The following is a 23103-nucleotide window of genomic DNA, read 5'->3' on the forward strand; positions in this document are numbered from 1 at the left end:
CATGATGCAATCAAACCATATGATCCTAGATTTGAACCCTCCTATTTCCTCTTTAAAAGAAGAAGTCTTAAAGGGGTTAAGACAAGACCAAAAACAGTTACATCCCAAATGGTTTTACGATGAAAAAGGCAGCGAACTTTTTAATCAAATCACTACCTTACCCGAGTATTATTTAACCCGTGCTGAAAAAGAGATCTTAACAACCTACAACTCTGATATTTGTGCTTTGATTGGTCATCATTCTCCATTATTTGAGTTAGGGTGCGGCAGTGAAGAGAAAATTCAACTAATTTTAGAAGCTTTGGAAAGTAAAAATCGTTATGTTCCCATTGATATCTCACAAGAAGCTTTGAACAGTACCGTTGAAAAATTACTTGATTCATTTCCTTTATTGGATATAAAAGCAATTCGTGCTGACTATACACAAGCCTTGCCCTTCCTATATCAACTGTCAAAAGAAAAAAAAGTCATTTTATTTCTTGGATCAACGATTGGAAACTTGAATGAAAATGAGAGGGAGAAGTTTCTGTATCAATTAACCAAATATCTAAATCATCATGATGGTTTACTTATTGGCATTGATTTAAAAAAATCACCCCTTTTATTAGAAGCAGCTTATAATGATTCAAAAGGCATTACGGCTGCGTTTAACAAAAACCTGCTGCACCGGATTAATAGAGAGCTACATGCTAATTTTCAAGTGGAACAATTCACACATCATGCTTTTTTCAATGATGTCAAAAATAGAATCGAAATGCACCTTATCAGCAAAACGAATCAAGAAGTATCGATTGGGGATGAAACTTTTTCTTTTTTTTCAGAAGAAACGATTCATACAGAGAATTCCTATAAGTTCGACCTCAAAGAATTCTCACAAGCGCTAGTCAAAGTAGGACTTTGCTTGCGTAATTTTTGGACCGATAAACAAAATTACTTTGCCGTAACATATATTGAACCCATCACAAAATAATTAAAGCGACTTAATTCCTTCAATTTACATTGTATGGAACTACGAGTCGCTTTACTTTTAACTATGATTTTTAGCGTTAAGACGCCCACCTCTATAGGTGGTTTCTTCCTTTAGTCTAATTCTTTCTCTAACAACTGATCCTTATCCAATAGCTCACGAAGCGGCAAATATTTTGCAGCAGTCCAAAACTCCTCAGATTTCACTAACTCTGCTGCATCCTCTCTCGCCATCTCTAATATTTCAAAATCATGAGCTAGATCTGCCACGCGAAACTCAGGCATTCCGCTTTGTTTTGTACCAAAAAAATCACCAGGTCCCCTTAATTCTAAATCCATACGAGCGATTTCAAAACCATCATTTGTTTTCGTCATAGAACGCATTCTCTCTTGTCCCATCTCTGATTTGGGATCAGCGATTAGTATACAGTAAGATTGAGCTTGACCTCTTCCAACTCTGCCACGTAATTGGTGAAGCTGAGATAGACCAAAACGATCCGCATCATAAATGACCATGACAGTAGCATTTGGCACGTTAACTCCAACTTCTACTACCGTTGTGGATACGAGTACATGTACTTCATTTTCACTGAACTTTGACATCACCTGCTCTTTTTCATCCGCTGTTTGTCTTCCGTGCAATAAACCTACTTTGTAATCAGCTAAAACCTCTTGTATTTCTGAATGTAAATCAATCGCATTCTGAACATCAATCTTATCTGATTCTTCAATCAATGGACAAATGACGTATGCTTGACGATGAGCCTGTAATTCCTTATGAATGAAACCAAGCACTCTCTTCATCAAATTATGTTTAACCCAGTAAGTTTTAATTACTTTTCGACCTTTTGGCAACTCCTTCAATGTTGATACATCCATATCCCCAAAAGCAGTAATAGCTAATGTTCTAGGAATCGGTGTAGCTGTCATTGTAAGAACATCGGGGTTCAATCCTTTATGCCTGAATATGTTTCGTTGATTGACACCAAAACGATGCTGCTCATCTGTTACTACCAACCCTAAGTTTCTAAAATAGACATTTTCCTGTATTAAAGCATGAGTACCAACTACGATATCAATGAGTCCTGATTGTAATGATGCAAGGATGTCCCTCCGTTGTTTATTTGTTAAGCTACCTACTAACAATCCTATTTCAAGCCCATAGGGTGCAAATAATTCTTGTAAAGATAAAAAATGCTGTTCAGCTAGTATTTCTGTAGGTACCATCATCGCACCCTGAAAACCAGATTTGAAATTAGCATAAAGAGCTGCTGCAGCAACAACCGTTTTACCCGAACCCACATCTCCCTGTAAAAGACGGTTCATACTATAGGGCTTACGTAAGTCAGAAAGAAGTTCAGCGATGACATTTTTTTGTGAATCTGTCAACTGAAACGGAAGCGAGCGCACAAATTTACGAATGTCCTCAGAATCAAAATCATGCTGAATGCCATCTGCTTTTGAGCGTGATGTTGAGCGAAAGATCATCAGTTTAAGTTGAAATAAAAAAAGCTCCTCATAAACTAAACGTCGCCTTGCTTCTGATCCATCTAAAGTATCTTGAGGATGGTGGATAGACAAGATGGCTTGTTTACGAGGAATTAAATTATGTTTTTCAGTGAAAAGTGATGGGATAGGATCTTTAATAAACGCGCTATATTGTTGAAGTGCCTGATGGATGACTTTCCGAATCCACTTTTGAGTGATAGATCCTCCTATAGAATAAACAGGTTGCAAGGTACCTGCTTGAGACGAATTGGCACCTGGAAATTCAGATTCAGAAACAGTCAGAACCTGCCTTCTCCGATCCCATTTCCCTGATATAATAACTTCCTTCCCAACAATCAGACGATCCTTAAGAAAATGACGGTTAAACCATACAGTTGTAATCATAAATTGATCCTCTACCATCATTTTACACGTCATTCTTGATTTATTACGCCCATATCGTTGCACTTGGGGCAAACTATATACTTTTGCTTGTACTGTAATTCTTTCTCCATCCTCTACTTCAGCTAGATTTCGCAAACGATAATCCTCATAACGAAAAGGAAAATACTCAATTAAATCTAAAACAGAATGAATTCCTAGTGCATTTAAATCTTTACTTCTTGCCGCACCTAATCCATGAACATCTTGGAGCGGGATATTATGTAAATTATTCATTGGAACGAGGTCGCATTATTATACCAAGTGTTCCAGGACCTACATGTGTACCTATTACTGGACTTAATGAAGTTAACTTTACATTATGTACTTGAAATTGCTCTTTTAATAGTTGAGAAAAATCCTTAGCACTAGAAATATCATTTGAATGCACAATGATCATGTCTACATCTGTATTTGGAAAGTCTTCTCTAAGAAGATCAACAATTCGATTTATGGCTTTCTTTTTGCCTCTAACTTTATCAACTGAAGTAATCTCACCTTCATCATCTATCGAAAGAATCGGTTTAATATTCAATAATGAACCTACTACTGAAGCAGCCTTACCAATTCTACCGCCCTTTTGCAAATATTCTAATGTATCTACTAAAAAGTAAATTCTCATATCCTGTCGCAGTTTTGCAACGATTTCCAAAATTTCCTCTGTATTTTTTCCATTTTCATAAGCCTTTACTGCTTCAACCATCAATACTCCAATTCCATATGAAGCTGATCTAGCATCCACAATATGAAGATTTGCCTCATCATCAAGTAGAGATTTGGCTAATACAGCAGATTGGTATGTACCACTCATGGCTGAAGACAAATGAATGGAAATAATTGTACAGTTTGGATCTTCTTCATAGATTTTTTTATATACGTTTAAAAAATCTACAGGTGACGGTTGAGACGTTGTAGGCAACACTTCACTTACAGCCAATTTTTCATAAAACTCATTAGACTGAATTGTAATGGCATCCAAAAAAACCTCCTGACCAAAATGAACTTTTAACGGAACCATCTCAATGTTGTATTTTTCCCTTATTTCTAATGGAATATCCGATGTACTATCTGTAACAAATCGAATCTTAGACACACAATCACCTCATTTTATAATTATTCAACAGAAAATATATAATCGTAAATTGGTTGTCCACCTTCAATGACTTCAATTTCTATATCAGGGTAAGATTCCTCAACAAATTGTATTAATGTATCCGTATGTTGTTCAGTAATTCCTTCACCAGCAAATACCGTTAACATTTCATTATCTGGGGTGATCATTTGTTGAAGTAATTCCTTTGATGTCTCTATAATTTCATTAGAAGCAGTTACAATCTGATTTTCTTGTATTCCTAAATAATCCCCTTCATTGATGGAAATTTCATTTACTTGCGAATCTCGGACAGCAGTTGTTACAGAACCAGATTGAACGTCCTGAATCGCTTGATTCATTATTTTTTCATTTTCATCAAAATCATTCATATCTTGTAATGCCAAGGCTGCTGACAATCCTTGTGGTATTGTTTTTGATGGAATAACGATGACTTCTTTATCCTCGATTAGATCTTTTGCTTGCTGAGCAGCTAAAATGATATTTGAATTATTAGGTAAAATATATACATATTTTGCATGAATACTTTCTACAGCTTTCACAAGATCTTCAGTACTAGGATTCATCGTTTGACCACCAAAAAGAACATAGTCAACCCCGATGCTGCTAAACACATCTGAAATCCCTTCACCTGATGAAACAGTAACCATTCCGTAAGTTTTTGGCTCCAGATTCGCTTCAATGGATGTTTCATCGATTTCATTAGAAGTTTCGTTTGCTTGAATATTACTGGTTTCTTCCACAATTTCACGATGTTGGTCACGCATATTTTGAATGTGAAGACGAGTTAACTCCCCGTAACGAATCGTTAAATTTAATACATCACCAGGAGAATTGGAATGAACGTGAACTTTTACAAAATCATCATCAGGAATTAAAACGATGGAATCACCAATTTCAGCTAATTTTTTTCTTAATAAAGACTCATCAAAATGAACTTCCTTGGATAAATGAATAAAAAATTCCATATCATAAAAATGAGTTATATCTTCCGTCGCTATATTAGATTGAGCTGGTCTCGGCTTGTCCATTGTAATTTGCTGAGTATCGGTATGATTTATTTCATTAGAATCTACATGAAAATTCCCTCTTAGAGCTTCGATAAATCCTTGATAAATATATACCAATCCTTGTCCACCAGAATCTACTACTCCAGCTTGTTTTAATACAGGAAGTAAATCAGGAGTTCTAGCTAACGATTGTTTTGCTTCACTGATCACTTCCTCTAATAACTCAATAACTTGTTCAGTTTGGTGAGATACAAAAAGAGCGTGTTTTGCAGATTCTTTTGCAACAGTTAAAATCGTGCCTTCAATCGGCTTCACAACAGCTTGATATGCTGTATCCACACCTTGTTGTAATGCTGATGCGAATTGTGCTGCATTGATCTCATCTAATTCATGAACTGCCTTTGTAAATCCACGAAATAGCTGCGAAAGGATGACACCAGAATTACCACGTGCCCCCATTAATAAGCCCTTAGAAAAAGCCTCTGCCATCTCCCCAATGTGGTCCGAAGATTTTGACTGAATATACTCAATACCTGATGTTAAAGTCATATTCATGTTCGTACCTGTATCACCGTCTGGAACGGGGAACACATTCAAGCTGTTGATTTTTTCTACATTTGAATGCAGGACGCTTGCCCCAGACAAAACCATATTCATAAAATCTGTACCATTAATGAAAACTTTACTCAATGTGACTCTCCCTTTCTATTGGGATACTCTAACCCCTTGCACATATATATTTACAGTATGAACTTCAAGACCTATAAGATCATTTAAAACATATTTCACTTTATTTTGTATGTTATGTGCAACTTCCGAGATTTTAGTACCATAACTTACGATGATGTACAGGTCAATATGGATATCATTCTGTTCACCTTCTTGCCTAATCAAGACACCACGAGATAAATTCTCTCTGCCTAGCAGTTCAGCAATCCCATCCTTAAGCTGACTGCGGGAAGCCATGCCAACCAACCCATAACAATCTAATGCAGCAGATCCCGCTAATGTTGCTATAACCTCACTAGTCATCATAATCTTTCCATACTCATTATCAAGTTGAATTGTCATCTTCAATCCACTCCTTTTTTCTACAGAAATATGGACTTTATCATTGTACTATAATCGCGAATATAATAAAATCCCCTATTGGTGAAAAGTATAATATTATTTTATACTTTACTGTCCTATAAATAAATCCATTTTTCTATAAACTTCATTGACTATCTCAATTTTTTTGTGATATTATAGTAAAAGTGTTTATGAAAACGTATATGCTTCAGGATTTCTTTAAGGGGGTGTAGGAATGTCACGCAAATGTTATGTTACTGGTAAAAAAAGAGGTGTGGGAAACAACAGATCTCACGCTAACAATAAAACGAAACGTACTTGGGGAGTTAATGTCCAAAAGGTGCGAATCCTAGTAGATGGTAAGCCAAAACGCGTTTATGTTAGTACAAGAGCATTAAAATCTGGATTAGTTGAACGTGTATAAAAAATGACATTGACAAAAAGCACCTCTGTGGGGTGCTTTTTTCAGTTCATAATTGAAAGAACTTTAAAGAACTCTTTACAAACTGATCATTTTTTATTGAACGTATTTAAAACAATTCTTACAAACCCGCCTATAAATTTTGGTAGTTTAAAGGTATAAAATCTCATCCCTACCCCTCCCAGGATACATAATGAACTGACCATAGAACATGGACTTTAAATATAGTATATTCATAATCAACGAAAAATTGACTATGGTTTTAAAAAAATAAAACAAATCCAAATACTTTGCACTATTCATTATATATGTAAGATAAGCTTTCAGCATACCTATAGAAAATAATTGGAATTACTTCCCTCCTCTGAGTTGTTCAATTGCTTCTTTCTTATTGTCATGATTAAATATGGCACTACCAGAAACAAGCACGTTAGCACCTGCCTCTATGACTAAAGGAGCTGTGTCCTTGTTGATTCCACCATCAACCTCTATGTCCAGATTTAATCCTTTTTTTAGACACATCTCTCTAAGCTGTTTAATCTTGGGAAGTATAGACTCAATAAATTTCTGCCCTCCAAATCCAGGGTTAACTGTCATTAATAATACCAAATCAAGCTCATGCACCACATGTTCAATAACAGTCAAAGGAGTAGCTGGGTTTAAAACAACGCCAGCCTTTACTCCGAGACCTTTTATGTGATGTATCGTACGATGTAAATGTGGACATGCCTCAGCATGCACAGAAATGAGATCTGCACCTGCATTCACGAAATCAGGGATATAAGTATCTGGATTTTGAATCATTAAATGAACATCAAGAGGAAGTGTTGTATGTGGCCTGATGCTCTCAACAACTAAAGGTCCCAGTGTAATATTAGGTACAAAGTGCCCATCCATAACATCCACATGAATCCAATCTGCACCTAAGGATTCTAGTTCTTGAACCTCTTGTCCTAGCTTTGAAAAATCTGCTGATAATATTGATGGTGCGATACGTAACATATTAATACCTCCGTTTCATCTGGTTAATCTCTTCTAAAAACCCTAAATAATGTTCATAACGATCAGATGAAATTTCCCCTTGATTTTTTGCTTCAATAACCTTGCATTTAGGTTCATGCTGGTGTAAGCAACCTCTAAATTTACAGTCTGGAATATATTGTTTAAATTCTTTAAAGTAAAAACCCAAATCTTCCTGTTCAATATTCGTAAAATCTAATGAACTAAAGCCAGGAGTATCAGCAACGGCACCTCCATTACTTAATTCAAGTAATTCAACATGACGTGTAGTATGTTTACCTCTCCCAAGTTTTGAGCTTATTTGTTTCGTCTCTAATTCCAATCCTGGGATAATGGCATTTAAAAGAGAGGATTTTCCTACACCTGATTGTCCCGAAAACACACTGGTTTTGTTCGCCATATGCTCTAAAAGTTCTTTATGACCTTCATTTGTTTTCTTACTTGTTAACAAAACTGGATAACCAATGCTTTCATAATATTGAATCAACTCATCTAATGTTTTTGACTCATCCGAAGCATCTTGAGAGGTCTTATATAAGTCATATTTTGAAAAACAAATAATCGCTTCAAGACCAACTTTTTCAATGTGGACTAAAAATTTATCTAATAACTGTAAATTTAGTTTTGGTTCTACTAATGAAAAAACAAGAACTGCCAAATTTACATTGGCTATAGGGGGACGTATTAATTCACTAGTTCTAGGAAGAATTTCATGAACCGTGCCCTCACCATTTTCTGATAATTCAACCATTACAAAATCTCCAACTAAAGGAGAGGTTTCTCTCTTTCTGAAAATGCCTCTCGCTCTGCATTGGACTAATGGCTCTCCATTTTGATGAGGTTTTACATAATAAAATCCACTTAATGCTTTAACAATTCTTCCTTCTAGCATAAATTAATCAAAACCCTCCTTTTTTCATAATTCATCATATTTTACATCAAATCTTCCAAAATGTTTCTGATTACGATATACATTTATATATGCTGTTCCATTAGGTAAATCAGGAGTTAATACAACAGGTACATAGAAAATTTCTTCTGTTGTTATTGTTTTTGTGTTCCAAAAGCGGTCTGTACCTTTAGCATCCGTAATTGTAATTTCAATCTTTGAATCTTCTCCTTCAATCTCAGGTGAAACAATGACGGGATGATTTGTCTTTTTTACATCTGCAGGTTCTCCTTCACTTACGTGAATGGTTATCTCTTCTCCTATTTTAACAGGGACACCAGGATCATACGGGAACTGTTTAAACACAAAACCCTTGGGCATATCTAGGTCAAAATCACGTTCAACTTTAAAGGTAAGTCCTTTTTGTTCAAGGATAGCAATGGCTGCTTCTTCACTATATTCAATTAAATCTGGCATTTTAAAGCTACCTCGCCCTTCACTTACTGTAAAAGAAACACTAACATTATTTGGATTATACTTTGAGTTTGCCACAGGAGATTGATTGATTACCTGACCATTAGGAACATCACTTAATTCCGTAATCATCTCAATATTTTCATCTGTAAATCCTAATCTTTTTAAGTCATTCTCTACTTCAATCCACTGCATTCCTATATAATCTTCCATGATTTTTGTTTCCTGTCCTTGACTAACAGTGAGAGTGATAGGATAGTTCACCTTTACAGTCTTATTTTTATCCGATTGATCAATGACAATACCCTCTTCTACTTGATCATCATATTCATATTGAACAGGATCAAGCACTCTTAATTGAACGTTTTCTAGCTCCTCCGTTGCCTCTTCTAAGGTTTTACCAACAACATTAGGCACTTCTACATCAGCTACTTCAAGCATGCCTAATACTGCTTTTACACCATACCAAGCTGAGAATAAAATAATAATTGTAGTAAAAGTCCAAATAACCGGTTTTATCCAACCAAAACGATTTCTTTTTCGACCTTCTCTAAGTGCTGGCATTATGGTTTCATCATGATCCATTTCCTGAACTTTCCGATTTAATCCAATGACAGGCATGATTTTAGTATGTTCTTCATCATCTAAATCATCATTAAAATCTAATTTGTTTTCATTCATTTTCTCTGGCGATAAACAGGATTCTAAATCATGAAGCATTTGTTTAGCTGATTGATAACGCTGCTCAGGATTTTTTTGCATTGATTTTAATACAATATTTTCTACACTCTGTGGGATCAACGGATTCACTTTCCGAGGTTCTTCAACGTTCTCTTGTAAATGTTTTAAAGCTATACTAATTGGACTTTCCCCTGAAAAAGGAAGTTTGTTTGTCAACATTTGATATAATACAATGCCTAGTGAATATAAATCAGATTTCGCCCCTTGAGTTACCCCTTTTGCATGCTCAGGTGAAAAGTAATGAACAGATCCTAGAACAGATCCAGTCTGTGTAATTTCAGATGACGATGCTGCACGTGCAATCCCAAAGTCCGTAACCTTCACACGTCCGTTTCTTCCAATTAGAATATTATGTGGCTTAATATCTCTATGAATAATTTGATTTTGATGAGCATGATCCAGCGCATCACAAATTTGACAAGTAATATGTATAGCTTCCTCTACTTGAAATGGAGCTCTATTTTTAATTTCTTCGTTTAAATTGCTACCTTCTATGTACTCCATTACAATGTAATGAATATCATCTTCCTGTCCAACATCATAAATACTTACAACATTCGGATGAGAAAGTGATGCAGCAGATTGAGCTTCTCGACGAAAACGACGAATAAAATCTTCATCATAAACAAATTGTTGACGAAGCACTTTGATGGCAACCATACGGTTCAATAATTTATCATGTGCTTTAAACACTAGGGCCATTCCCCCGCCACCAACGCGGTTTAATATTTCGTATCGACCGCTTAATTGCTGTCCAATCATTTTTTCACCTCTCTACTTCTGTATAATAATTTCAGCATTTTCAAATTACTCATTTACTAATAGAACAACAGTAATGTTGTCATCTCCACCTGCTTCTAATGCATGTTGGATTAATTCATTTGCCGTTACTTCAATATTTTGTTCTTTCATTAAAATATGAACCATATCCTGCTGATTTACTAAGCTACTTAATCCATCACTACATAACATTAATAAATCATGTTGAAGCCACTCATGACGATGAATTTCAATGTTAACATATTCTTCAGTTCCCAAAGCACGAGTTAATAAATTACGTCTCGGATGTTGCTCTGCTTCTTCTGGAGAAATTTGTCCACTTTTTAATAATTCGTTTACTAAAGAATGGTCCTCTGTTAGTTGTATTATAGCTTCTTCAGTATACTTGTAAGCTCTGCTATCCCCGATATGTGCAATTAAAATCAATTCATCTGTTGCAAGAGCAACCACAACTGTAGTTCCCATACCCTTATATTTTTCATTTTCTGAAGCAAGTTGATATATTTTTGCATTTGCTAGATAAATGGCTTCTCGGATGGACAATTCACACTCTTCTACAGTCATATCTGCTTCTAAAGATTGCAAACTTTCTTGAATCGTTTCTATCGTAATTTGACTAGCGATATCCCCAGCCTGATGTCCTCCCATTCCATCTGCCACAATTGCAAGTGTAAAACCATTTAACTCTGTTTGTACTGCAGCCCGATCTTCATTAACTGCTCTAGTACGCCCAACATCTGTTTTATTGGTTGATTTCATAATTATATCACCTCTTACTTGACTCCATATGTTTAGCACGTAATTGACCGCAAGCCGCCTCTATATCATGACCCTGCTCTCTTCGAATGGTCACATTCACTTTTTTACGCTCTAAAATTTTTTTGAACTCAAAAATATCTTTTTTAGGTGTCCTAATATAATCTCGCTCTGGCACATAATTCACAGGAATCAGATTTACATGACATAACATGCCTTGCAATACATCAGCTAATTCTTCTGCATGCTCTGGCTTGTCATTTTTGCCTCCAATTAACGCATACTCGAAGGTAATTCTTCTACCTGTTGTTTGAATATAATATTTACAAGCTTTTAACAAATCACGAAGTGGAAACCGTCGATTTACAGGCATTAAACTTGAACGAAGTGCGTCGTTTGGAGCATGGATTGAGATCGCTAAATTAATTTGTGTTTTTTCATCTGCAAACTTATAAACATTTGGAACAATCCCACTGGTTGAAACAGTAATATGACGCTGCCCAATGTTTAGACCCTTTTCATGTATCATCGTATTTAAAAATTTCATCATATGATCATAGTTTTCAAAAGGTTCTCCAATACCCATAATCACAATGCTGCTAATGCGTTCGTTTGTATTATCCAATCTTTGCTGAGCCTGTACCACTTGTGCAATAATCTCTCCAGCAGTTAAATCTCTTTTTAACCCACCTAGTGTAGATGCACAGAAAGTACAACCTACTCGACAACCAACCTGTGTCGTTACACAAATACTATTACCGTAATCGTGTTTCATAATGACGGTTTCAATTGCATTTTTATCTTGCAGCTCAAATAAAAATTTGATTGTACCATCCTTGGATTCGAATCTTGTAATCTCATTTAATGTTACAAAGTTAAAATCCTTTTCTAATTTTTCGCGAAGTTGTTTTGGAATGTTTGACATTTCCTCAAAACTACTTACGCGTTTAACATATAACCAATCGTAAATTTGTTCTGCTCTAAATGTTGGTTGTTTATTTTCTTTTACCCATGTTTGTAATTCCTCTAGAGTGTAGTCATAAATAAAAGGTTTCATTTTCACACAGCCTTGTTTATATTGTAATCATTGATTTGTTCTCTATATCACTGGGGGAATTTAATACATTCACCTTTAAACGATATTTTTCACCTGTTTTGGTTAAGTTTTAGGTCTATTTTATCATACATTCTCATTTTTATGTAAACGGGCAATAAAAAAACCGTCCGAATGAAAATAATTCGGCAGCACCTGAAGCATTCCTTCCTCTAACTTGATTTGTTGATATACCTCTTGTGGCAAAAGTTTCCTAATGGAAGGATCTATAGAAAATTGTGGGTTTTGAGATAAAAATGCTTTAACAATTTGCTCATTTTCTGACGATTCTATCGTACAGGTACTATATACGAGTATACCTCCGGGTTTTACTAAGTCAGCAATATTACTCAGTATATCTAATTGTATTTGAGCTATTTCCTGAACATCTGATTCACTTTTTAGCCACTTTAAATCTGGTTTCCTACGAATCACACCTAACCCAGAACACGGTGCATCCAGCAAAATACGGTCAAAGGAATGTTTCTCAAACTTTTGAATTAATAAAGCAGCATCTTGAACTGATGTTTTGACATTTTTTAATTGTAATCTTTGAACTTGTTCATCAATCAATTTTTCTTTATGTGGGTGGATGTCATTTGCCCAAATGACTCCTGTGTTTTCCATCTTTTCAGCCATATGTGTCGTTTTTCCACCTGGAGCAGCACAACAATCAAGAATGGTTTCGTTCAGCCTAGGATCTACCACCGCTGCAACAAGCATAGAGCTTTCGTCTTGAATGGAAATTTCACCTTGCTTAAACCATAAGCTATGGGCCATATTCCCACCGCTTTCAACAACAATACCATCTACAGAAATAGAAGAAGGAGATACTTGTAATGCATTCTGTCGCATGTCTACTATTAGAGAATCTCTATCCTTTATCAAGGTATTTACTCTGACACTCACATGTGGGGTTCCATTATTTGCTTCGCATATTTGTTCAGTTATCTCTTCACCAAACTGATCGATCCAGCGTTTAACCATCCACTCAGGGTGTGAGTGCTTTAAGGATATATGTTCAACAATATTTGAAGTGCTGGGCAATTCTAATTGTTCTTTTTTCCGAATGATGTTTCTTAAAACTGCATTGACCATTCCTGAAATCCCACGATGCCCTTTCCGCTTAGATATGTTCACCGCTTCATTTACAACAGCATGATCTGGAATTCGATCTAAGTAATACAACTGGTAAAAGCTTAAACGTAATAAATTCCGCACCCATGGTTGCAGCTTTTTCACCTTTTTCGTTACGAATTGATTTAAAAAATAATCAATCGTATTCATTCTCTGAATCGTACCATATACGATTTCAGTTGTTAAAGCAACTTCTTGCCGTTCTAATTTGAATTTGTTTAATGATTCGTTCAATAATATATTGCTATAGGCCTTTTTCTCATCAACTTTTGTAAGAATGTCCATGGCTAGTTCACGAGCAGTAGGTATTTTCTTTTTTGATGTTGTAGTATTTGATGAAGTCATATAAATCAGCTCCCAAATTGTGTGCCTTCTGGAATCACACTTCCTTTGCTAAATTGCCCCACATCCATTCTTTTTTTACCAGCGGGTTGAATTTGTGTTAACCAGATCGTTCCGTCTCCTGTTTTTACCTCTATGCCAACAGCAGTCATCTGAACTACTGTTCCAGGCAATGTTGCCTTATCATAATCAGACTTTGAACTCATATCAGAAGGATTTAAACTCTCCCATACTTTTAACACTTTTCCATCCCACAAAGTATAAGAGCCTGGAAAAGGATTTAGTGCACGGATATGATTAAAAATTTCTTTAGAAGATTTTTTCCAGTCGATAAACTCATCCTCTCTTTTAATATTTGAAGCAAACGTTGCTTCTTCATGATTCTGAGCCTTAGGCTGAATATTTCCCTGAACAAGATTAATCAAAGTATCTTTTAACAATTCTGCTCCAGCAATACTCAGCTTTTCAAACATCGTTCCTGTATTATCGTCATCAAGGATTGGCACTTCTACCTTGCTAATCATGTCTCCCGTATCTAAACCTTCCTCCATATACATAATGGTCACTCCCGTCATCGCTTCTCCATTTTTTATTGCATGATGAATAGGAGCACCTCCTCTATACTTTGGAAGAAGAGAAGCATGTACATTGATGCATCCTAAGCGTGGGAGTTCTAATACCGCTTTTGGTAATATTTGTCCAAATGCTGCAGTGATAATTAAATCAGGCTGTAAATGTTTCAATTGTTCTATAGCTTCTGGGGCTTTCATTTTTTCTGGTTGAAGTACTGGGATGTTGTGCTCTAAAGCCGCCACCTTTACAGGAGTTGGTGTTAAAATCTTCTTTCTCCCTTTAGGTCGATCTGGCTGTGTTACTACTCCTACTACATTTAATTTTTCTTCAAGCAAATATAGAAAAGAGGGAACAGCAAAATCTGGTGTTCCCATAAATACGATGCGAATTTGATTAATCAATGACATTGTTTGGCTGCTCTCCTTCATAAATGGCTTCTGCTATATCTGTAAATAAAACACCGTTTAAGTGATCAATTTCATGTTGGAATATACGAGCTAGAAAATCCTCAGCTTCATACACAACTTCATTGCCATTTCGATCAAAACCTTTTACTGTAATGGCTTTAAAGCGATTTACATCTCCATTAATAGAAGGAATACTTAAACAACCTTCTGGGCCTACTTCTTTTTCTGTTGACGTTTTAAAAATTTCAGGATTAACTAACTCAATTAGTCCCGGTCCATCTTCTTCACCTGAATCAAGTACAATCACACGTTTCAATATTCCAATTTGAGGAGCAGCAAGTCCCACCCCTGGTGCATCGTACATCGTTTCAGCCATATCATCTAACAATTTGTGAAGATTTTTATTGAATTTTGTAACTTGTTTACACTTTTCCCGTAAAATTGGATCAGGATTTTTAACAATGACTCTAATTGCCATGTCAACACCTACCTTATTTAAATTCTTTATAATTTATGGTTTTTAAACTACCTCTATTACATTAACATTTGTGGGTCTACGTCTATACTTATCTGTATTTTTGTTCGTTTTATTGTTTCTTCTAATGAAGTCACTGCATTGTGAACCAAATTTATCGTTTCCCATCCTCCTCGATATTTTATCAAACATTGGAAACGATATCTATCCTTCTTCCTTGGAATCGGCGAAGCTACAGGTCCAAGAACATCTATAACGGACGAAAGTTGTTCCATTTTAATATATTCCGCAAATTTCTCACCTGTTCGTATTAAAAGGTTGATATTTTCATGAGAAAAAGTAATTAAAATTAATTTACAGTAAGGGGGATAGATGCCTCTTTTTCTCGTTTGAATCTCTGTTCTCATAAAAGATGAATAATCATGCTGGCTTGCACTAATCACACTATAATGATCAGGATTATACGTTTGTATTACAACCTCTCCAGGTAACTCGTGCCTACCAGCCCGCCCAGAAACTTGCGTAAGCAGTTGAAATGTTTTTTCAGAAGCTCTGAAATCTGGTAGATTTAACACCGTATCTGCCGCAATCACACCAACTAAGGTTACTTTTGGAAAATCCAAACCTTTGGCTACCATTTGTGTACCTAACAAAACGTCTGCCTTATGATCTCGGAATTGATTTAACCATTTTTCATGAGAACCTTTTTCTGTCGTAGTATCGACGTCCATGCGTATCACTCTTATACCAGGGAAAAAACTAGTGAGACTCTCTTCCACTTTTTGAGTGCCTGTACCAAAATATCGAATGTGACCACTTGAGCATGATGGACAAGTTTGGTGCTCTCTTTCAGCATAACCACAGTAGTGACAACGTAGATGCTGAGTATTCATATGATAGGTCAAAGAAATGTCACAGTGGGGACAACTTACAACTTGACCACAAGAACGACACATCACAAAAGTTGAGTACCCTCGGCGATTCAAAAACAGAACCATCTGTTCATTTTTGTTTAAGCGATCTTCAATCGATGTATGTAAAATTCTGCTGAACATTGTTCGATTGCCCGCTTTTAACTCTTCTCGCATATCAACAATATGTACTGAAGGCATAGAGCGCCCCGCTACTCTTGTAGGCAATGATAAATAATCCATCGATGTCTGATGACTCTCATAATAAGTTTCTAGTGAAGGAGTCGCTGAACCCAGAATAACTACAGCCTGGTGTGCTACACTTCTCTTTTTTGCAATTTCAATTGCATGATATTTTGGATTGTCTTGTTGTTTATAGGAAGCTTCATGCTCTTCATCAATAATAATTAATCCTATTTTTGTGAATGGAGCAAATATTGCAGACCTTGCTCCAATGACAACCTTCACTTTTTTTTGTTGGATTTTACGCCATTCATCATATCGTTCACCTTGAGATAATCTGCTATGAAGAACTGCAACTAAATCCCCAAAACGAGATTTAAATCTTTCTACCATTTGTGGAGTTAATGATATTTCAGGAACAAGTACAATCGCTTCTCGATTCTGATTTAAGCACTTTTGTATTGTTTGTAAATAAACTTCCGTTTTACCACTTCCCGTGACTCCATGTAATAAGAAAAGACGCTGTTTTTGTTCTTGAATAATCTGACTAATAGATTGATAAACCTTCTCTTGCTCTTCAGTAAGTTGCAATGGATGGCTCTGTATAAAATCATGTTTTTGAAAAGGGTCACGAAAGATTTCAGCCGATTCTAGTTCCAACCATTTTTTATTGACTAAAGCTTTGATACTGGAGGAACTAGTATTCAATCGTTTGGATAACTCAGCTATCGGTATCGAGATAGGATATTCTATGAAAAACTGTAAAATCTCCATTTGTTTATGTGCCTGTTTAGATAACTCTTTTTTGTACTTTTCTAACAATGTTATATCTTGCGGAGGTTTTACCATTAACACTTTTTTAGCAGATACACGATTTTTGATGTTTTGAGTTTCCGTTAATATCTCACCTAAAATCATTTCTTTTATGGTTAAACTTTCATTTGGAAAATAGTCAAGCAGCTCATTCATTTCAACCGATTGTTTGCTTTTTATAAAATGTATAATTTCATTTTCTATCTCACTCTGTGTAACAACTTCACTTTTCTCGGTGGAATCAGATAATTTAATATATTTTTCATATTTAGCTTTCAACGCACCTGGCAACATTACCTGTAGTGCAGTAATTTCATTGCACAAATATTTACGGCTCATCCATTTGGCTAATTTAACAAGTTCCTGTGTTAAAGGAGGCTGAAGATCTAAAACATCTTCAATGCTTTTCATCTTACGATCATCAACGTCACTTTTTTCTAATAACTCAATAACAAAACCTTGAATCATTCTCGGACCAAACCGCACAGCAACTCTACTCCCGACTTCTATCCAATTAGTTAAAGATGCCGGCACCTTATAATCAAATGGACGGTTGGTTTGTTTTGAAGGAACATCAACGATAACACGAGCATACATGTATTAAAATCACCACCTTACGACATTTTTGAAGCAGCAATTTTAAGAATTTGTTCTGAAATTTGCTCCTTGGATAAGAGCGGCAGTTCTTCAATTAGTCCCATTTCATCATATAAATTCACCCTATTTGTATCTGTGCCAAAACCAGCACCAGGCGCTGTCACATCATTTGCAACAAGCATATCACAATTTTTATTTTTCAGTTTTTCAAGTGCATATTTTTCTAAATCATTTGTTTCTGCTGCAAAACCGATTAAAAACTGGTTTGTTTTTAATTCACCTAATTTTTTTAATATATCTGTATTTTTTTGAAGTGTTATTGTTAAAGTATCATCTGATTTTTTTATTTTTTTATCATACTGTTCTATAGGACGATAATCAGCGACTGCAGCAGCTTTGATCACCATATCCATTTTATCATAGCGGCTTAATACAGCTTCATACATCTCTTCTGTTGTTTTAACACATACATTCTCTATTCCATCTAACACTTTTAAATGAGTGTTCGCTGTAACTAATACGACTTCAGCTCCCATTTTATAAGCCGCTTCTGCTAACGCAAAACCCATTTTCCCAGAAGAATCATTAGTGATATATCGAACTGGATCAATGCGTTCTAATGTCCCCCCGGCAGTAACTAACACGCGTTTCCCTTTAAGTAATTGTGATGATTCGAAAGTCAGAAAATGCTGCTGAACAGCTTCAAAAATGGTTTCTGGTTCAGCTAATCTACCTTCACCAACGTATCCGCAGGCTAATTGGCCTGTTCCAGGGTTCACAAAAAGAGTGCCCCGTTTCTTTAATACTTGTATATTTTGTTGTACTGCTGGATGTGCATACATATGTACATTCATTGCAGGAGCAATCATAATTGGAGCCGTTGTAGCTAATAATGTTGTACTGAGCATATCATCGGCTAAGCCATGAGCTATTTTTGCAATAATATTTGCTGTAGCTGGGGCAACCAGTACCAAATCTGCTCGATCTGCTAAATCTATATGAGAGACTACAGAGGCATCTTTTTCATCAAAGATATCCACAATAACAGGATTTCGAGATAACGTTTGTAATGTTAGCGGCTGAATGAATTGTGTTGCAGATTCAGTCATAATAACATGAACATTTGCTCCACTTTGAACTAACTTACTACATAAAGAAGCTGCCTTATATGCCGCAATTCCTCCACTAATTCCAAGTACAATTGTTTTACTTTTCAACATATAAATCCCCCTACTTTCCTAAAGATCAATAGCTCCTAGCCAAATCTCTCGAAGTGGTAGCTGAATAATCAAAAAAATAACAACCCTCAGGTTGTTTAAAAATATGAAGTATTTATCTTAATTGTTCTCTATGATTAAAATGTGATCGTTATAAATCTCTTCTAATGCTTTACCAACATACTTACGTGATTTTATTTTCTCTAACTTTACATGCTTGCCATCTCTAAGCAATCTTGCCTCTTTGGAAACAGCTACAACTAGTGAATATTTACTATCAATTCTATCAACAATTTCGTCAATGGATGGATATAACATCATTACACCTCTTCTTTCGTTTTGTTCTCAATAAATCTAAATCTTTTACAATGTTCTGCTACTATTATAGACTCTATCTTTGAACATGCATTATTTATCTTATCATTTACCACGGCATAATCATAATGCTTTAATAATTCAATTTCCTCTTGAGCCATAGACAATCGGTGTTTTATGTTATCCGCTGACTCCGTGCCTCTTCCTTCAATACGGTTTTTCAACTCATCAATAGATGGCGGAACTAAAAATACATAAACGGCTTCAGGAAATTTTTCCTTTACTTTTAAAGCACCCTGCACATCTATTTCTAAAATGATGTCTTCTCCAGAGTCAATTGTTTTTTTCACAAATTCAATAGGAGTTCCGTAATAATTACCAACATATTCTGCCCATTCTAAAAGCTCATTATTTTGTATCATCTTTTGAAATTCTTCTTTTGTTTTAAAAAAATAATTCACACCATCAGCTTCACCTTCACGCGGCTGTCTAGTAGTAGCTGATATTGAATAAATAAGTTCAGGTTTACGTTTACGCAATGCTGCACATACTGTCCCTTTTCCTACACCAGAAGGACCGGACAATACAATTAATAATCCTTTATCCATAACACTCTCCATAGTTATTCGTCTTGTTCATCTTCTTTGTTACTTGTAAGTCTTTGAGCTACTGTTTCAGGTTGCACAGCAGATAAAATCACATGATCGCTATCTGTTAATATCACAGCACGTGTTCGACGTCCATATGTAGCATCGATCAACATGTGACGGTCACGAGCTTCTTGAATTATTCTTTTAATGGGTGCCGATTCTGGACTGACTATAGAAATAATACGATTCGCAGAAACAATATTACCAAATCCAATATTAATAAGTTTTATACCCATTTCAGTTCCTCCCTATTACCTATTCACAGTTATCGTCTTTGATATACATATGAAGATCATTGCTATCATTGAATATTTTGAACTTGTTCTCTAATTTTCTCTAGTTCTGCTTTCAAATCAACGACTTTGTTTGTGATTTCGGTAAAATTAGACTTTGATCCGATCGTATTGACTTCTCTATTCATTTCTTGAATCAAAAAATCTAGCTTACGCCCAACAGGCTCAACTTGATTAAATAATGTGTAACATTGCTCAAAATGACTTAACAAACGTGTTAACTCTTCATCTATATTAGCACGTTCTGCAAGTAAAGCAACCTCCATTGTTAGACGAGATTCATCTAATTGTTTGTCAGATAGAATTTCTTGAATTCTCTGTAATAACTTATCGCGCATTTGCTCAACTGCTGTTAATGCCATAGACTGAATTTGAGTATGAAGTTTTTCCATCACTTGCACTCGTTTTATTAAATCATTGCGTAAATGAATCCCTTCTTTCGATCTCATATCTATTAATTGATGCAAAGCTTCCTCTAGGCAATCTGAAATGATTTGATGCATCAATTCATCTTGATCAGGTAATTTATTACGCAATGAAACTAGGTCGGGAATAAGCATAAGATCCTTTAACGATAATGAATCATGTAGTTTATAACGCGTTTTAAGCTGGTCTGCAGCTTGAAAGTAACAATCTGCTAGTTGCCAGTCTATTTCCGCTTGTTGCTCTGTAGGAGAATCCTGCAGTTCTATTGTCATAAATACTTCTACACGACCTCGCTGAATCCTTTTTTGAATGATTGTTTTTAACTTTTCTTCAAGTGCCAACCATTCACGAGGCATTTTTATTTTTATTTCACGATAACGATGGTTGACTGTTTTTATATCAATTTGAATTTGATAACCTTTCATCAACCGAATAGCTTGACCAAAACCAGTCATACTTTGTAACATTTAGACACATCCAATATTCTATTTTAATTCATTTTGAGATACGGTACAAGTAATTATCATGATTTGTTTTACCCCATACATATTGTGTTAACTCAGCGGTCATTTTGTAAAACATAAAAGGTGTGATCAAATAAATACCTTTGAAATAACTTACAGCCACATCCAATAATTCCTTTGCTATTTCTACTCCTTCTCTTCTACCTTCCTCGCCTGATAATCCTGCCATTCTTTTTCTTACTTCATCTGATAATTGAATTCCAGGCACTTCATTGTGAAGATATTCTGCATTTCGTTCGCTTGCAAGAGGCATAACCCCTATGAAAATAGGAGTTTTTAAATGTTTTGTAGCTTCATAAATATCCTTAATTAGTTTAGGATCATAAACTGGCTGAGTCATAATATAATCTGCTCCAGCCTCAATTTTTCTTTCAAGACGTTCTATTGCTTTATCCAAATGTTTTACATTTGGATTAAAGGCAGCTCCTACTACAAAATTTGCTTTTTGCTTTAATGGTCTTCCCGAAAAAGAAATGCCTTCATTAAGCTGTTTAATCATTCTAATCATTTCAAAAGAAGTAGTATCGTACACAGAACTAGAACCTGGTAAATCACCAAATCTAGCCGGATCACCTGTTACAGCTAAAACATGATCAATTCCTAGAGCATGCAGCCCCATCATATGAGTCTGAGAACCTATCAAATTACGGTCACGACAAGCAATATGCACTAATGGACGGACATCATACTCTTCCTTGATTATCTGTCCTAATGCTAAATTACTCATTCTTGTTACTGCTAATGAATTATCTGCCATGGTCACGGCATCTGCTCCCACTTCTTTTAAAGCTTCTGCCCCTGACATGAACTTGCTTATATCCAAATCTCTTGGTGGATCCAGCTCAACAATAACTGTATGTCTTTGTTTAACAATTTCAACAATGGAAGGTTCTTTTTCTTCTATTATATTGTTAAAAACGCTAGTTTTATGATGAACTATTGAATCTTTAGTAGGTCTAGTAGGTAGTGGAATGTGGTGCTGTGGATCAAAACCTTTAAGAGCATCAGTAATTGCGCTAACATGCTCAGGAGTAGTTCCACAGCAGCCACCGATAATTTTAGCTCCTAACTTGGCAAAACGCAATGCACTTTGAGCAAAATATTCTGGGGATGCCATGTAAGTATACTCCCCATCTACATAATCCGGGATTCCTGCATTTGGAAAAACAGATAAGGGAACTTCCTCTATTAGAGATACATTCTCCAATGTTCTTAACATCAAATTAGGACCGCTTCGACAGTTTAATCCCACAATATCAGCACCTTGTTCTCTAACTTGATGGAAAGCCTCTGATATAGAAAACCCATCGGAAGTACGCCCTGCATCCTCTATAGCAAATTGACAAATGATTGGAAGATCACTCTTTGAGCGAATGATTTGTATAGGTATGATTGCCTCATCTAAATCAAAAAAAGTTTCCAGAATAAACCCATCTACTATCCCACTTAATAAAGCATCAACCTGCTCTTCAAAATCTTTTTTCAATTGTTCAGTTGCGATGTTATTTCGACGACCAGCTCGGATAGAGCCTATAGCCCCTACAACATATGCATCCTCACCAACAGCACTTCTTGCAATATCTACCCCAGCGCGGTTAATGGCATTTACTTCATTTTCCAAACCATATTTAGATAACTTTTCTCTATTTGCAGTAAATGTATTCGTTTCAATTAAACGAGCTCCTGCCTCGTAATATTTACGATGCACGTCCGCTATAACATCAGGTCTAATCATATTAAACTCTTCATACGAAATGCCTACTGGAAATCCAAGGTTATATAAATAGGTGCCCATTGCGCCATCTCCAGTAATGATATTGTTTTTTAGTAGTTCGCGCAAATCTGGTTTCATTTCCATCCCTCACATTTAAAATATTATACTTAAATGTATCACAAAACGAACAGAAAGATAAGTAATTAAGCAAATCTTCTAATAAATAACCAATATAAGTGATTGTTCATAAATATTATGCCTCAGC

22 protein-coding genes are annotated in these 23103 nt (G+C 35.6%); 2 read left to right on the top strand and 20 right to left on the bottom strand.

Features of this window, described 5'->3' with window-relative positions:
- Nucleotide 1: 1 nt before the first annotated feature.
- Nucleotides 2–970, top strand: a complete 969-nt coding sequence (gene egtD, locus VQL36_RS12515; protein ID WP_349249637.1) for an L-histidine N(alpha)-methyltransferase — start codon at nucleotides 2–4, stop codon at nucleotides 968–970.
- 110 nt (nucleotides 971–1080) lie between these two features.
- On the opposite strand, the gene recG is transcribed toward egtD, so the two are convergent.
- From recG to VQL36_RS12535, 4 genes are read right to left on the bottom strand one after another with little or no spacing between them, the layout of a single operon-like run.
- Nucleotides 1081–3132, bottom strand: coding sequence for an ATP-dependent DNA helicase RecG (gene recG, locus VQL36_RS12520; protein ID WP_349249638.1), 2052 nt, complete (start codon nucleotides 3130–3132; stop codon nucleotides 1081–1083).
- Complete coding sequence (locus VQL36_RS12525) at nucleotides 3125–3988, bottom strand: DegV family protein (protein ID WP_349249639.1); 864 nt, start codon at nucleotides 3986–3988, stop codon at nucleotides 3125–3127. The genes recG and VQL36_RS12525 overlap by 8 nt, the downstream gene beginning before the upstream one ends.
- A gap of 20 nt (nucleotides 3989–4008) precedes the next feature.
- A complete protein-coding gene (locus VQL36_RS12530; RefSeq protein WP_349249640.1) occupies nucleotides 4009–5706 on the bottom strand; it encodes a DAK2 domain-containing protein in 1698 nt (565 codons plus the stop codon).
- 15 nt (nucleotides 5707–5721) lie between these two features.
- Nucleotides 5722–6087, bottom strand: coding sequence for an Asp23/Gls24 family envelope stress response protein (locus VQL36_RS12535; protein WP_349249641.1), 366 nt, complete (start codon nucleotides 6085–6087; stop codon nucleotides 5722–5724).
- Between the two features lie 235 nt (nucleotides 6088–6322).
- Between VQL36_RS12535 and rpmB the strand changes: the two genes are divergently transcribed.
- Complete coding sequence (gene rpmB / locus VQL36_RS12540) at nucleotides 6323–6511, top strand: 50S ribosomal protein L28 (protein ID WP_349249642.1); 189 nt, start codon at nucleotides 6323–6325, stop codon at nucleotides 6509–6511.
- Between the two features lie 86 nt (nucleotides 6512–6597).
- On the opposite strand, the gene spoVM is transcribed toward rpmB, so the two are convergent.
- From spoVM to VQL36_RS12620, 16 genes are all read right to left on the bottom strand, one after another.
- Nucleotides 6598–6714, bottom strand: coding sequence for a stage V sporulation protein SpoVM (gene spoVM / locus VQL36_RS12545; RefSeq protein ID WP_349249643.1), 117 nt, complete (start codon nucleotides 6712–6714; stop codon nucleotides 6598–6600).
- Nucleotides 6715–6859: 145 nt separating this feature from the next.
- Complete coding sequence (rpe, locus tag VQL36_RS12550) at nucleotides 6860–7510, bottom strand: ribulose-phosphate 3-epimerase (protein ID WP_349249644.1); 651 nt, start codon at nucleotides 7508–7510, stop codon at nucleotides 6860–6862.
- 1 nt (nucleotide 7511) lies between these two features.
- A complete protein-coding gene (gene rsgA / locus VQL36_RS12555; protein WP_349249645.1) occupies nucleotides 7512–8420 on the bottom strand; it encodes a ribosome small subunit-dependent GTPase A in 909 nt (302 codons plus the stop codon).
- 24 nt (nucleotides 8421–8444) lie between these two features.
- Nucleotides 8445–10394 carry a Stk1 family PASTA domain-containing Ser/Thr kinase gene (pknB, locus tag VQL36_RS12560; protein ID WP_349249646.1) on the bottom strand — a complete coding sequence of 650 codons (1950 nt, stop codon included), beginning with the start codon at nucleotides 10392–10394 and terminating at the stop codon, nucleotides 8445–8447.
- Nucleotides 10395–10439: 45 nt separating this feature from the next.
- Complete coding sequence (locus VQL36_RS12565) at nucleotides 10440–11171, bottom strand: Stp1/IreP family PP2C-type Ser/Thr phosphatase (protein WP_349249647.1); 732 nt, start codon at nucleotides 11169–11171, stop codon at nucleotides 10440–10442.
- Between the two features lie 7 nt (nucleotides 11172–11178).
- Complete coding sequence (rlmN, locus tag VQL36_RS12570; protein WP_349249648.1) at nucleotides 11179–12225, bottom strand: 23S rRNA (adenine(2503)-C(2))-methyltransferase RlmN; 1047 nt, start codon at nucleotides 12223–12225, stop codon at nucleotides 11179–11181.
- Between the two features lie 123 nt (nucleotides 12226–12348).
- Nucleotides 12349–13743, bottom strand: coding sequence for a 16S rRNA (cytosine(967)-C(5))-methyltransferase RsmB (gene rsmB / locus VQL36_RS12575; RefSeq protein ID WP_349249649.1), 1395 nt, complete (start codon nucleotides 13741–13743; stop codon nucleotides 12349–12351).
- A 5-nt stretch (nucleotides 13744–13748) separates the two neighbouring features.
- Nucleotides 13749–14720 (bottom strand): methionyl-tRNA formyltransferase, encoded by a 972-nt coding sequence (gene fmt / locus VQL36_RS12580; protein WP_349249650.1) that lies wholly within the window; start codon nucleotides 14718–14720, stop codon nucleotides 13749–13751.
- Complete coding sequence (gene def / locus VQL36_RS12585; RefSeq protein WP_349249651.1) at nucleotides 14707–15198, bottom strand: peptide deformylase; 492 nt, start codon at nucleotides 15196–15198, stop codon at nucleotides 14707–14709. The genes fmt and def overlap by 14 nt, the downstream gene beginning before the upstream one ends.
- Nucleotides 15199–15254: 56 nt before the next feature.
- Nucleotides 15255–17699 carry a primosomal protein N' gene (priA, locus tag VQL36_RS12590; RefSeq protein WP_349249652.1) on the bottom strand — a complete coding sequence of 815 codons (2445 nt, stop codon included), beginning with the start codon at nucleotides 17697–17699 and terminating at the stop codon, nucleotides 15255–15257.
- 17 nt (nucleotides 17700–17716) lie between these two features.
- Entirely contained in the window at nucleotides 17717–18919 is a 1203-nt protein-coding gene (gene coaBC, locus VQL36_RS12595) for a bifunctional phosphopantothenoylcysteine decarboxylase/phosphopantothenate--cysteine ligase CoaBC (protein ID WP_349249653.1), read from the bottom strand.
- A 117-nt stretch (nucleotides 18920–19036) separates the two neighbouring features.
- Nucleotides 19037–19234 (bottom strand): DNA-directed RNA polymerase subunit omega, encoded by a 198-nt coding sequence (rpoZ, locus tag VQL36_RS12600; protein WP_349249654.1) that lies wholly within the window; start codon nucleotides 19232–19234, stop codon nucleotides 19037–19039.
- A gap of 2 nt (nucleotides 19235–19236) precedes the next feature.
- Entirely contained in the window at nucleotides 19237–19839 is a 603-nt protein-coding gene (gene gmk / locus VQL36_RS12605; RefSeq protein ID WP_349249655.1) for a guanylate kinase, read from the bottom strand.
- Nucleotides 19840–19853: 14 nt separating this feature from the next.
- Entirely contained in the window at nucleotides 19854–20117 is a 264-nt protein-coding gene (gene remA, locus VQL36_RS12610; RefSeq protein ID WP_349249656.1) for an extracellular matrix/biofilm regulator RemA, read from the bottom strand.
- Nucleotides 20118–20182: 65 nt separating this feature from the next.
- On the bottom strand, nucleotides 20183–21067 hold the full coding sequence (locus tag VQL36_RS12615; RefSeq protein WP_349249657.1) for a YicC/YloC family endoribonuclease: 885 nt from the start codon (nucleotides 21065–21067) through the stop codon (nucleotides 20183–20185).
- 28 nt (nucleotides 21068–21095) lie between these two features.
- Nucleotides 21096–22976 carry a bifunctional homocysteine S-methyltransferase/methylenetetrahydrofolate reductase gene (locus VQL36_RS12620; RefSeq protein WP_349249658.1) on the bottom strand — a complete coding sequence of 627 codons (1881 nt, stop codon included), beginning with the start codon at nucleotides 22974–22976 and terminating at the stop codon, nucleotides 21096–21098.
- Between the last annotated feature and the right edge of the window lie 127 nt (nucleotides 22977–23103).

Source organism: Chengkuizengella sp. SCS-71B, assembly GCF_040100845.1.
Classification (GTDB): domain Bacteria; phylum Bacillota; class Bacilli; order Paenibacillales; family KCTC-33759; genus Chengkuizengella.